This is a genomic window from Blautia hydrogenotrophica DSM 10507 (assembly GCF_034356035.1).
Taxonomy (GTDB): Bacteria; Bacillota; Clostridia; order Lachnospirales; family Lachnospiraceae; genus Blautia_A; species Blautia_A hydrogenotrophica.
The window spans coordinates 112,444-125,157 of record NZ_CP136423.1 but is presented as its reverse complement, the minus strand read 5'-3'; the positions used below and the strand labels follow the sequence as shown (position 1 = coordinate 125,157).

Below are 12,714 nucleotides of genomic sequence, written 5' to 3'. Positions count from 1 at the left end.
TCCCTTATTTGTTCACTTTAGTTGATATGGTTCATTTCAACTAAAAAACCCCAATATGCTAGTAACCGCTATAATAATGATAGGTACATATACCGTACAATCTCTTTTTATAGGTGTTGTCTCTGAATAAGCTTCAAGCCCTTCTCTTTTGCTAAGTATCCATTTTGAACATAGATACCCTATAAATGTCCCCATCACATTTGTTAGTAAATCATTTATATCGGTTGCTCTATACAGTGTGAATAGCTGGGCAATTTCAATAAATAGCGAAAGACCAATACCAATTAAAAGAGTATTTTTCATCTTTTTATAACTTTTGCTTATAAAAGGACACAAAAATCCCAGCGGGATAAAAAGAAAAATATTTAGGACAAAACTCAAACTAAATCCATCACTCAAAGGAATTAAATTTAATTTTGGATTAAAGAATGTTTCTCCCAAACGAGATAATCTTATATATTCTTTCAAGGTTGGAATGCCTACGATATGTCCCAACATTACACACAAGTAATAGTACATTACCAATGATAAAAAAATCATCTTTCCCTTATGAACACTACCTTCCTTTTTGCATATTAACATCAAGGGTACAGCAATTAAAACTATTCCAAATATGAAAATAGGATCAATCAGCAATAAATCCGCAATAGACTCAAATAAGCCTAATTGCGTAGCTGAAACCGTTTGATTGTTTGTAATACCTTCCATAATTATACTCCTTCCTCCTATAAATAGATATTGTGATAAATGCGGAACGCTATTGCGCCGGTGGCCGCCAACTGTACCAGAGTCAGCACAGCGAACAGGCCGAAGCTCTCATAGTAGAACAATTCATCCCAAAACAGGAGAACATCACAGAGGGCAGTCAAGGCAACCGTCCAGCGGATGTGCCGGGCCAGCCATTGCCGGAACACCAGCACAAGGGCAACGGGCGGGACGATCAGCAGCGCCAGATTCAAAATCAAGGTCGGGGTCAGTTCCATTGCGTTGCCTCCTCACTTTTGTTGATAAGGCTATTGTAAAACCCAAATGTCCGCGAAATGTTACAGCGGCCAAAAAATTTCATTGAAAATCAGGGTGAAATGTTACAACGCTCGGACATTTCAAAAAAATTTACGGCGGGCAGCCGGAAATGGCCGTCCGCCGCGTTCTATTTAGTCGGCAGCATAATGGAAAATTCCGAACCCTTGCCCGGCTCCGAAACCACTTTGATATAGCCGCCCTGCCTCGTTACGATCTCGCGGGCCAAATACAGGCCAATGCCTACGCCCTGCTGTTCGTGTACTTCTTCCTCACGATAAAAGCGCCGGAAGATGGCGGCCTGATTGCTTTCTGAAATGCCCTTGCCGGTGTCGGTCACTTTGATCTCCACATACATTTCCCACAGCACCACCGACACAGCGATTTTCCCGCCTGCCGGGGTGTACTTCACCGCATTATCCAGCAGGTTAAAGAGGGCTTCGGATGTCCACTTGCTGTCATGGGAAACGACCAAATCCTCCGGGCAGTCCACGGACACGGCAATTTCCTTTTTCTCCGCTGCATACACAATCCCACTCATGGCCTGCGCCACGGTATCAAATAGGAGGCCCAGCTTCTTATCCAACTGGATCACGCCCGTTTCCAACCGGGAGGTTTTCACAAGAGCCTGAAAGAGAAAGTCCAGCTTATCCGTCTGGCTGCGGATTCCCCGGATAAAGTCGGTGCGCTCCGCCTCGGTCATGGGCTTTTCCAGCAGGGTGTCCGTCGCCATTTTCAGATTGCTTACCGGCGTTTTCACCTGATGGGAAATATCCGATACAAGGGTCTGTAACTCCTGCCGTTCCTCGTCTACCCGGCGGCGGTTCTCCTGCATGATCTGGTAAAGCCTTGCCAGCCGGTGTCCGATTCTGGCAAGCTGGGTTTCGCTGTCCTCCGGGCGCTGGGGCGCTTCATTCCCGGCGATCATGTGGTCTAAGGTCTGGCATAAGTTAGCGGTAAACTGTGACAACCGTTTTCCAAACGCCTGCGTCAGTACAAAAATTCCCACAAGGGCGCACAGCAGCAGCGCCCCGCCTGTCAGCAGCACCGCCATCTGTTTCGTCACAAGAAACAGGGCTATGGTGATCCCGGACATGGAGAGGACAAGCCCCATTGCCACCCGGCCAAACAGCCGCTTTACCGATAGGTTTTGAAACTTCATTTTGCCTCGCCTCCCGTCCATTGATAGCCCATGCCGTAAACGGTCTTGATGTAGGGTGCGCCGCCGTCGGATTCGATCTTGCTGCGAATCCGGCTGATGGAGGTTGTCAGGGTGTGTTCGTCTACAAACCTCTCGTCTATATCCCACAGCTTTTCCAAAAGCTGCCCACGGGTCAGCACTTGCCGGGGATTTTTACGAAATAGGTTCAGCATTTTGTACTCCATCGGGGATAGGGTCAGGGGCTTGCCGTTTAAGGAAGCCGTCTGCTCCGAGAAGTCCAGAAACAGCCGCCCGTCGTCGTAAATGTCCTTAGCCGGTTTGTGGTGTTCCAGCATGGCGAACATTGCTTTGATTTTCCGCTGCAAGGCCCCGATCACAAAGGGCTTTGTGATGTAGTCCACCGCGCCCACTTCATAGCCCCGTATCTGGTCGCTCTCTTGATCGTTGGCGGTCAGGAATATTACGATGGTGTCCGGGTGCTGGGGCTTTATCAGCTTGCACAGCTCAAAACCGTTCCCGTCCGGCAGGTTGATGTCCAGCAGCACTAAATCAAATTCCCGCTGGCGGATAGCTTCGGCTGCGGTTCTGGCATTTAGGGCAGAAGTCACGCCGTAGCCGTCTGCGGTCAGGTTATAGTCTAACATCTTATTCAAAAAACTGTCGTCCTCGACAATTAAAATCTGCTTCATATCCTCACTTCCTTTGCTTTTTGCAGATAGTATAACAGGCAAATGTCCGCGAAATGTTACAGCGGACGGATTTTTTCAAAAAAGTGCTTTTTCTTTATTATAGGATAGCCTGCTTTTCCGTACAAGGCACAAAATATGAATTATAAAATTTAATCTTACTGCATATAGCAACATTCCATTGAGAAAATATGAAATATACAATGTAGATGGGTGGTGCTATATGGCAAATATCAAAGATTGTCCCGGCTTTGAAACTTTCGGCGCAGATGTAAAAGAGGCGCGGAAAGTCAAGCAGTTATCGCGTAAGACGCTGGCGGAACAGGTCAATATCGACTGGCGCTATCTTGCCAACATCGAAAATGACGGCACGATTCCCAGCCTGCCGGTTATCATACAGCTTATCAAAATCTGCGGGCTTCCCGTGGAACGGTATTTTAACCCGGAGATCATGCGGGAGGAAAGCGCACAGCGGCAGCGGGTCAGCCACAAGCTGAAACTCTGCCCGGAAGAATTTCTGCCGATCATCGAGGGCGCGATTGACGGGGCCATTCAAATTCAACAGAAGAATGACGAAACGGAGGGTGCATGATAACCCTCTGTTTTGTTTTTGGGAGGACGCAAGCTGCGCCCTCTCTTTTTTTGTGCGGTTTTCGGAAAAACCGGGATTTTGCGGGTATTTCCTTGGGGGCAGAACGCTTTTTAGGGGAAGAAGAACAAAGACAGCAAGCATAGGGAGTGTAGCCACACTCCCGGCAAACGGCTTCCCGTTTGTATCTTGGGGAAGTCCCCAAAACCCTGAATGAATGGAGGTGCGAAAGTGGCAAACCGAAAACGGAAGTTTGTGCTGCGCGTCCCGGTGACGCCGGAGGAACGGGCGCTGATCCAACAGAAGATGGCCCAGCTTGGCACAAAGAACTTTTCTGCCTACGCCCGGAAAATGCTGATCGACGGCTATATCGTCCATATCGACACTGGCCCTGTCCGGGCGCAGACCGCAGAGCTGCAAAAGATCGGCGTCAACATCAACCAGATTGCAAGGCGTATCAACAGTACCGGGACTGTGTACGCGCAGGACTTGGAGGACATCAAGGGGGCGCTGGCACAGATATGGCAGTTACAAAGATCCATCCTATCAAGTCAACGCTGAAAAAGGCGCTGGACTACATCGAGAACCCGGACAAGACCGATGAAAAGCTGTTCGTTTCTTCCTATGGCTGTTCCTATGAAACGGCGGATATTGAATTTCAAATGCTGTTAGATCAGGCGTACCAAAAGGGCAACAATCTGGCCCACCACCTGATACAAGCCTTTGAACCGGGGGAAACCACGGCGGAACAGGCCCATGAGATCGGGCGGCAGCTTGCCGATGAAGTGCTGCAAGGCAAATACCCCTATGTGATTACCACCCACATCGACAAGGGCCATCTGCATAACCACATCATTTTCTGCGCCGTGGATATGGCGAACCAGCGCAAGTACATTTCCAACCGCCAGAGCTATGCCTTTATCCGGCGCACCAGCGACCGGCTGTGCAAGGAACACGGCCTGTCTGTGGTAAAGCCCGGCAAGGACAAAGGCAAGACCTACGCCGAGTGGGACGCACAGAAAAAGGGTAAGAGCTGGAAAGCAAAACTGAAAATCGCCATCGACGCGGCCATCCCGCAGGCCAAAGACTTTGATAGTTTTCTGCGGCTCATGGAGGCGCAGGGCTATGAAGTCAAACAGGGCAAGTTTATTTCATTCCGCGCCCCCGGACAGGAACGCTTCACCCGCTGCAAGACCTTGGGGGAGGATTACACCGAGGAACGGATCACCCAGCGGATCAAGGGCATTGCCATCGACCGGGGGCCGCGCAGAAGAAGCACCAGGGAAATCTCCCTGCGGATCGCCTTGGAGGACAGTATCAAGGCCCAGCAGTCGGTGGGCTATGCGCGATGGGCGAAGCTGCACAACTTGAAGCAGGCCGCCAATTCCTTAAACTTCATTACAGAACACCAGATCGACAGCTACGAGGGCTTGGAAAGTAGGCTGGCCGAGATCAGCGCGGCAAACGACGCGGCGGCCTCCGCCCTGAAAGACGCAGAACGCCGCCTTGGGGATATGGTGCTGCTGATAAAAAACCTCTCCACCTACAAGCAGCTCCGGCCTGTGGCGCTGGAACTGCGAAACGCCAAAGACATGGCCGCGTTCCGGCGGCAGCATGAAAGCCAACTGATCTTGTATGAGGCGGCAGCAAAGGCGCTCAAAGAGGCCGGGGTCACAAAGCTCCCCAACCTGTACGCCCTCAAAACCGAGTATAAAAAGCTGGACGCAGAACGGGAACGGCTGTCCGCACAGTATAGCGAAGCGAAACAGAAATTGAAAGAATACGGCATTGTCAAACAGAATGTAGACAGCATTTTGCGGACAGCGCCGGAAAAGGAGCATACGCAGGAACGATGAACATACCGAGAATGAGTTACCCCCAATACCGCAAGGCCCGCAGGCTCACCCATGAGTGCTGCAACTACTGTAACGGAAACTGCCTCCTGCTGGACGATGGGGAGGAATGTGTCTGTGTGCAGAGTATTTCCTATTCGCTGCTGTGCCGGTGGTTCAAGGTGGCCGTCCTGCCGCTGGACGCGGCCCTGTGCGCCGAGATCACCAAAGGCCGGGACGAGATCAAACGCTGCGCCGTCTGCGGGGCTGCGTTTACGCCCAACTCCAACCGGGCCAAATACTGCCCGGATTGTGCGGTGCAGGTACGCCGGAAGAAAGAGGCAGAGCGCCAACGAAAAAGATACCTCCTGTCTACGCATTTAGGGCGGTAAAAGTCCACGGAAATCAAGGGTTTTTCCGCATGGTCGGCAGGCAGGTGGATAAAGTTATCCTGTTCCCCTCAAAACGGGGTTCTAAATGCGGGAAAATGGACAAAAAAGAGGCGCCGGACGCAGAGGCTTTGATAGCCTCCGCGCCCGGCGTTTTTGGATAATTGCCGATTATGTAATAGCATGATATAATACAGTAAAATAAAGCGGGAAACGGTGGAACTTATATGAATATTGAAAACTATATTGAATCACAGTACAGAGAGTTATTATCATGTAGTCAAATAAATGCGGAATACTCCGATTTATATAAATCCTTTAGAAATCAAAAACTGCGGGAAATTCTTATGACCCTACATCATGATCTGGTTGGGCTTTTTAGAACAATGAATGAAAGACTACCAACCGGGGAACATGAAGCGCACTTTTGGGCAGAACCGAGTAGAGATTTAATTAAGAGAATTGAAATGATATTCGGCTTAGTAAGTTCACTAAAGGAAACTCCTTTAGCCTTTCAAATAGACCCATACTATTTAGATTTACTCACACGCTGTCGAGATTTTCTTAGTTCAAGCGGTGGAAGTTCATTGCCGCCCAATATGGCAAAGGTCGAATTATATTATACGCTTCCTATTTTTCTACCTCTTAGTAGCATAACCATTTCACATAAGCAACAAGATTTTACATTTGATTTGAAACTGATCGGAAACGGTTCTTATGCTAATGTTTATAAATATAAGGATACTTTTTATAATCGACCTTTTATTTTGAAGCGCGCAAAAAAGGAACTTACAGATAAAGAAATTGCCCGTTTCAAAAGAGAATTTGATGTAATGAATGATCTATCTTCTCCATACATACTTGAAGTTTACTGCTACAATCCCGATAAAAATGAGTATATTATGGAATATATGGATTATACACTGGACGGATATATCGCTGCTCATAACTCCACCTTAACAATTATACAGCGAAAAGGAATCGCCCAACAAATATTACGCGCTTTTGATTATCTTCATTCAAAAGGACATCTACATCGTGATATAAGCCCTAAAAATATTTTGATAAAAGAGTACGACGATACCCTTGTGGTTAAACTTTCGGATTTTGGACTTGTAAAAATTCCTGATAGTACGCTAACAACAGTTAATACGGAGTTCAAGGGCTATTTTAATGATCCTGCACTGGTTGTCGAGGGGTTTAACACTTATGGCATAGTTCACGAAACTTATGCTCTCACCAGAGTTATTTATTTTGTAATGACAGGTAAAACTAATACAGAAAAAATTACGAATCAGAATTTACGATCTTTTGTTGAGAAAGGATTGAACCCGGATAAAGCCAAAAGATTTCAAAATATTCGCGATATGATTTCAGCGTTTAAGACCATATAAAAATGCCGGACGCAGAGGCTTTGATAGCCTCCGCGCCCGGCGTTTTGCTTATTCGTCTGTGAAGTGGAACCGCTGCGCCGCAAAGTCGGCGTCACTCATGGCGGCCAGCTTATCGGCGGTCTGGCAGGCCAGCGCCGCCATTTCCTTGTCCATGTCCGGCAAAACTGCCCGGAGATTTGCCGCCGTCCTGCGGTGGTCGGCGTTGTGGTACAGACAGATCAGGTTTTCTTCTTCCACGGTGAAATACATTCCTCATACCTCCATTTCTTTTGATTTTTCCCGCGCCGGGGGCCTCTTTTTCTGTTCCTCCTTGGCGGCGGCAAGCTGCGCCCGGATGGACGGTTTCTTTTGTTTCTGCGTCGTCCTGCGGGTCTGCTTGGGCTTTTTGGCCTCCGCCTTGGCTGCCTCGGCCACATCCAAAAGGGAAATCTGTTCCCCAGCTTTTGCCCTTGCTTCCAGTTCCTCCATAGACGGGGCGTTGTTCATCATGCCGTCGATCATGTTGTAATTCTGCTCGGTGGACATTTCTGCCGTCTTGATATGGCTTTCCTGCTGGGCGGGGATGGCAAAGGCCCTTGTGCCGTTTGCCATAATAAGATACTTGCCGTCCTCCGACTGGTGGTGGAATCCATACCCGGCGGCCTCCATCTGTTCCCGGCTCCTGTCGGTCAGATAGAAACGGCCTCTCGGCGTCTGGATTTGTTCGCCGGTCATGCACTCGTCTGGCGTGAGCTGCTTTTCCGGCTGGGCGAAAAACTCCGGCACCTGCCGGTAGTCGGCTCCCTCGTCCACATAGTAGGCAGTCTGTTTCCCATCCTGCCGGAACACCACAATATCCCCCGTAGAAAGGGAATGTCCCTTGTAATCGGCGGGATGTTCTATGTTGAAGCGGCGGTAAATCTCGTCCAGTGTGGTGTCCTTGTCCAGCGGCGCGGTGTAGACAAGCTGGTAATTCTTCCTGTCCACCGAAAGCCCGTCCGCCTGCAAGTCCTCATAGGAACGGTAGCGGAAGTCGCGCCCCTCCGGGCCGGGCGGCACTTGGTAGATGGAAAAGTTGGGCTGCGCCGGTGCTTCATAATCAGAGGCAACATATTCCTCCACCGTCAGCCCGGCAGCGGCGGCCTCCTGTTCCAGCTCTGCCTCGATCTGTTTTTTGTATGCCTGCAAGCTCTGGTCGAAGTCGGCAAGCTGCGGCGGCTCCGGCAAGTGGTACTGGCCCTGATTGAGAAGCGGGCGGCACTCCTTTACATAGTCCAAAACCGCGTTGAAATAAGCGGTCTGTTCCGGCGTCAGGGTTTCCCCGGATCGCAGGGGACGCCGGGCCTCCTGCTCCATAGCGGCCAGATTGCAATGCAGCTCCATATACGGGACAAACTCATGCAGCAGCATATCCCGCTGGGCCTTGTCCGCCTCCCATGCCTCCGGCCCCTCATGGTGCAGCACATGGTTTTTCCAGCTTTCATCCTGTGCGTAGTATTCGTGATAGCCCCGGATATGCTGGATCAGGGAACCGTCCCCGTCGCCAAAGTCCTGCCGTCCCTCGTAGCTGTCCGGCTGGCCCTGCATGGTAAAATCAATGCGGAACTTGGTCTTGTCGTACCAATGGCCCGTATAGCCCGGCTGCTCCTGTTCATGGCGTCTGGCACTGTCCAGCTCCTTGAAAACGGCCTCGGCTTCATGCAGCGGCATTTGCTGGCCGTCTTTCAGATGGGGGCTTTCACTCCAAAGGATCGTGACAACCGGCTCCGCTGCCGGATTCTGCGCGATCTGCCGCTGGGCGTTGGCAATGGCAATCTCACTTTCGATCTCGCTTTTCACAAAGGAATCCATCTGGCCCTTTTGCAGCTCATAGCCCTGTTCACACAGGCGGTTGATAAGCCCGATCACCTTGTCGTTATCGCCCACGGCCTCGGCATAGGCCACGATCAACTGCCGTTCCTCGCTGCCCAAACGCGGGGCGTTTTTCTCTGCCAGCTCGATCAGGGCGGCGGCCCGGTCAGCCGGGGACGCCTCCGGCATGAACGGTTTCCCATTCAAAAGGCCGTCGATCCCGTTCCATGCCTGCGGCTGGGGAATGGCGTTGGCCTGTTCGGTTGCTTCCAGAAAATCATCCAGCCTGTCGCCGGTCAGGGGTTCCATCGTCCCAGCCGGTAGCTCATGGATGGCAAGGATTTCTTTTCCGGCTTCCGCAAGGGACAGGCCGGGATTATCAAGCTGGCCTCCGTCCAGTTCCTTGTAGTCGGGGCCGTACAGCGTGTAGTCATAGCCGGTTTCCGATGTCTGGATATACAGGTAATCGCCGCTTTCCAGACGGTAGGCGGCCTCCTGCGGGGCTTTGGCCTGTTCCAGCGTTCCATCCCCGGCAATGGTAAAGCCCTGCGCCTGCGCCGCCTCCTTGGTTCCCTGCGACACTTCGCCGGTGGATTTCAAATCCGCGTCAATGAGGGTTTGCAGCATGGCTTTTACGCTGTCGGTCATTTCCTGCTGTTGCTCCGGGGGCAGCTTAGAAAATACACTGTCCGGGTCTGACTGCTCGGCGGCCTGTTCCAGCGGCGCGGCCTGCGGCTGCTCCTGCTGGGCCTGCCGTTCTTTCTGAAGCTGGGCAAGATGGCCGTCAATGGTGGTAATCAGTTCATGGGCGGTGGCCCGGATGGTTTCAAGGGAGGCTTTCAGCTCTTTCAAGTCCTTGCCGGAACTCCAACCGGCCACATAGCCAAAGGAATAGTCGGAGGTGTCCAGCCCGTAGTGCTGGCAGACGGCATAGGCCACACTTTCGGCCTGCACCTCGCGGGTGCGGCTGTCGGGGCGGTCGGCCTGCTCTATGGCCGGGGCTTCCGGGTCGATGGCGTGGAGCTTGGAATGGGCGATCTCATGGATGGCCGTCTTTAGGGTCTGTAATTCGCTCATGCCCTCCTGAATGGCGATCCGCTTTTCCGTCAGGTGGTAGTAGCCGTGGGAACCGCCCGGAATGTCCTCAAAACCAATGGGAACCGGGGAGGTCTGTTCCAGCGCCTTGAAAAATTCCCCGTAGCGTTCCACGCTGCCGGTCAGTTCTTCCACGCCGATAGAGGGCAGCGGTTCCCCCTCGGTCTGGCTCACATCAAAGACGGAAACGATCTTAAAGGCCGGAACCTGTATTTCCTGTACTTCGGTAACAGGCTTTCCGTCCTTTCCCATCACCGGCCTGCCCTGTGCGTCCAGCTTTTGCACTTCCTTTTTTGCCTTGAACGGGGCCGGGGCCAGTATCTTGATGGCCTTTTCGCCTTTCTTTACATTACGGTGAAAATCGTCCCGCCACTTGTTGTAGCCCGCCACAAGCTGTCCGCCCTGCATGGCGATCAGGAGGGTGTTGTTGAAGCTGTAACTGTGGAACTTCGCCATAGAGGTGAGATAGGCTTTGTAGCGTTCACTCTCGAAAAGCTCCTGTATGCCGGTTTCCAGCCGGTCGGTGATCTCTTTCATGCGCTCGGCGCTGTTCTGGCCGTTTAAGAGAATGGGGGTGACAGGCTGCGGGGCCTTTGTAGGCGCTGCCGCCTCCGGCTGTACCTTGCTTTCCTCCCGCAGAATTTCCGGCGCAGGATAGGCCATCACCCGGTATTGTTCCGGCACCGGCTGGCCCTCATGGACGCGCTGCCATTCGTCGCTGGTTCGCAGGATATAGCCGTAATCGGTAAAGGTTCCCTGTTCCTCGCTGGCGATAAAGCTCCCCAGCCGTTCCGTGTCAATGGCCGGTTTCCACGGGTCGGGAACGACAAACAGCCCGGAATCATTCAGATAATATTCCCCCAGACTGCGGCTGTCCTTGGCGTTGATTAAGACAAAACAATCGGTGTTTTCAGCGTAGTCTAAAAGCTGCCCGATGGTTTGCATTTTTGCCGGGGACTGCATGGCGGCGTTCAGCTCCGCCAGCTCCACGGCGTCCAGCCTTTGAAGCTGGACGGCAAGGAAGTTCAGTTCGTCCACGCTGGCGGCCTTTATCAAATCCTCCGGCAGTTCCAGCGGTTTTCCCTCCGGGGCAGAAAAGCCGCCAATGAACAAGTCCTGCTGGTTGTCGGCGGTGATGTGGATTTCCTTTAGGGCTTCCTGTACCTGTTCGGCGGTAGTCGGCAGGGAAAGCCAGTAGCCATGCGGCCCGCCGGTCTGCGCCTCGGCGCGGTTATCAAGAAAAATAGAAAATACTTCGTTCACGGGTTCCCTCCTTTCCGGGGTGGCTACGGTCTGCTGCGGCTGTGCGGTTTCTTCCTGCGCGGGAAGCTCTGCGGCTTTTGCCGGTTCCTCCCCCTCAATGGTGTAGCCGGGGAGCAGGCAGCCGTTGACCTTAAAGCAGTCGGCGTATTCCTTGGGGATGGCCGGGGAAATTTCGGTAAAGTAATGGTCGTGGGCTTTGATCCGGCCATTCAGGTACTTGTCCAGTTCTTCCCGGCTGGAAAAGACTTTTCGTTCCTGTCCGGTGATCTTTTCCGTCGGGTTGCCGTGGGGTGCGTTGGTATAAAGGCCCCAGCGGAGCGTCCACGAGTAGGGAACGGATTTTTGGGCGGCGCTGTCATACCGGGTATTCTCGGAAATGGAATAATCCATCTGGTAAACCATGTTGCTGCGGATATGGCGGTATTCGTCCGGGACCTCCCACTGGTTTGCAGTGTGGGTGACGGGAAGCGTCCGGGCATATTCAAGGGCTTTGTCCAGAAGCAGGGTTCTTCCGGCCTGTTCCTCCCATGCGGCGGCCTGTTCTTTCAGGCGGTCAAACACTTCCTGTTCTGCGGCGGCGCTTTCCGCCCGCAGGGAAAGAAGCTCCGCAAGGGGCAGCTTTACCGCTTCGGAAAGATCGGCCTTGCCGCTTTCAAAGTAAATCCGGCGCTCGATCCGCATGGTGCTGGCCGGTTCTAAATCGTCGTGGTCGTAGGAGCTGTAAGACATTTTGGGTTCACATCCTTTCTGAAAAATGGCATAAGAAAAGCAGGAAACCTTTGAAAAATTTCCTGCTGGGTGGGCCGATAATAAGCGGCTGATATTCAATTTTGAAAGTTTGGGTTAGATTGATTGAAGCTGGGGACAGTCTAACAAATTAAAGCTTTCTACTTCTTCAACATCAATAACTTTGATGCCTCGTTCTTTTAATGCCTTTGCAAACAATCCCATTCCAGAAATCAATTTTCCGGTAAAGCTACCATCATATATTTGATTTACTCCGCAGGTAGGACTTCTGGATTGTAGTATAGCTAACTCAATATCTTCATGTTGAATTTTGGATAATGCCATTGATACTGCTCGTTTATATTCCAAATCAACATCATTTCCATTTTCGTCTGTTACTACACCATTCACAATCTCTGCACAAGGTCTGGGAGTAGCCATACCTGCTAATTGCTCTGGACAAATGCAAATAATTTCTTTATCTTTTAAGTAGTTGATAGCTGCCAGATTTTTGTTATTTTTTCCATTGTATTTACAATCCACTCCCATAATACAAGCACTAACTAATATTTTCACACTTATCACCTCAAATGGATATTATCGTTGGCTTTATTATACTATGACATGGTGTATCTTGGAATAGATGAATTGTAAATTTGCTGGATACAAGGGGTTTGGGGCTTCCCCAAAGAGAAAATCCCCGGCCCGGCAGGTGCGCCGGGTCAGGG

12 protein-coding genes are annotated in these 12,714 nt (G+C 51.3%); 5 read left to right on the top strand and 7 right to left on the bottom strand.

Going from position 1 to position 12,714, the window contains the following annotated elements:
- Positions 1-36: 36 nt before the first annotated feature.
- The 4 genes from BLHYD_RS00610 to BLHYD_RS00595 form a co-directional block, all read right to left on the bottom strand.
- A complete protein-coding gene (locus BLHYD_RS00610) occupies positions 37-708 on the bottom strand; it encodes a VanZ family protein (RefSeq protein ID WP_005947324.1) in 672 nt (223 codons plus the stop codon).
- 17 nt (positions 709-725) lie between these two features.
- Positions 726-983 (bottom strand): hypothetical protein, encoded by a 258-nt coding sequence (locus BLHYD_RS00605; RefSeq protein WP_005947323.1) that lies wholly within the window; start codon positions 981-983, stop codon positions 726-728.
- A gap of 167 nt (positions 984-1,150) precedes the next feature.
- Positions 1,151-2,182: a sensor histidine kinase gene (locus tag BLHYD_RS00600; protein ID WP_005947321.1), complete on the bottom strand. Its 1,032-nt coding sequence runs from the start codon at positions 2,180-2,182 to the stop codon at positions 1,151-1,153.
- Positions 2,179-2,871 carry a response regulator transcription factor gene (locus tag BLHYD_RS00595; RefSeq protein ID WP_005947319.1) on the bottom strand — a complete coding sequence of 231 codons (693 nt, stop codon included), beginning with the start codon at positions 2,869-2,871 and terminating at the stop codon, positions 2,179-2,181. Before BLHYD_RS00595 ends, BLHYD_RS00600 begins: the two co-directional genes overlap by 4 nt.
- 220 nt (positions 2,872-3,091) lie before the next feature.
- On the opposite strand from BLHYD_RS00595, the gene BLHYD_RS00590 reads away from it, so the two are divergent.
- The 5 genes from BLHYD_RS00590 (at position 3,092) to BLHYD_RS00570 (ending at position 7,072) form a co-directional block, all read left to right on the top strand.
- Positions 3,092-3,460 carry a helix-turn-helix domain-containing protein gene (locus BLHYD_RS00590; protein WP_004070797.1) on the top strand — a complete coding sequence of 123 codons (369 nt, stop codon included), beginning with the start codon at positions 3,092-3,094 and terminating at the stop codon, positions 3,458-3,460.
- Positions 3,461-3,688: 228 nt separating this feature from the next.
- Positions 3,689-4,018: a plasmid mobilization protein gene (locus BLHYD_RS00585; RefSeq protein ID WP_002566656.1), complete on the top strand. Its 330-nt coding sequence runs from the start codon at positions 3,689-3,691 to the stop codon at positions 4,016-4,018.
- Positions 3,979-5,313 carry a relaxase/mobilization nuclease domain-containing protein gene (locus tag BLHYD_RS00580; protein WP_005947312.1) on the top strand — a complete coding sequence of 445 codons (1,335 nt, stop codon included), beginning with the start codon at positions 3,979-3,981 and terminating at the stop codon, positions 5,311-5,313. The genes BLHYD_RS00585 and BLHYD_RS00580 overlap by 40 nt, the downstream gene beginning before the upstream one ends.
- Positions 5,310-5,681: a cysteine-rich VLP domain-containing protein gene (locus BLHYD_RS00575; protein WP_008689659.1), complete on the top strand. Its 372-nt coding sequence runs from the start codon at positions 5,310-5,312 to the stop codon at positions 5,679-5,681. The genes BLHYD_RS00580 and BLHYD_RS00575 overlap by 4 nt, the downstream gene beginning before the upstream one ends.
- Before the next feature lie 224 nt (positions 5,682-5,905).
- A complete protein-coding gene (locus tag BLHYD_RS00570) occupies positions 5,906-7,072 on the top strand; it encodes a protein kinase family protein (protein WP_260784450.1) in 1,167 nt (388 codons plus the stop codon).
- Between the two features lie 48 nt (positions 7,073-7,120).
- On the opposite strand, the gene BLHYD_RS00565 is transcribed toward BLHYD_RS00570, so the two are convergent.
- From BLHYD_RS00565 to BLHYD_RS00555, 3 genes are all read right to left on the bottom strand, one after another.
- Entirely contained in the window at positions 7,121-7,321 is a 201-nt protein-coding gene (locus BLHYD_RS00565) for a transposon-transfer assisting family protein (RefSeq protein WP_005947013.1), read from the bottom strand.
- Positions 7,322-7,324: 3 nt separating this feature from the next.
- On the bottom strand, positions 7,325-11,989 hold the full coding sequence (locus BLHYD_RS00560) for an LPD25 domain-containing protein (RefSeq protein WP_005947011.1): 4,665 nt from the start codon (positions 11,987-11,989) through the stop codon (positions 7,325-7,327).
- 114 nt (positions 11,990-12,103) lie between these two features.
- Complete coding sequence (locus tag BLHYD_RS00555) at positions 12,104-12,562, bottom strand: 2-thiouracil desulfurase family protein (RefSeq protein WP_040350430.1); 459 nt, start codon at positions 12,560-12,562, stop codon at positions 12,104-12,106.
- Positions 12,563-12,714 lie beyond the last annotated feature (152 nt).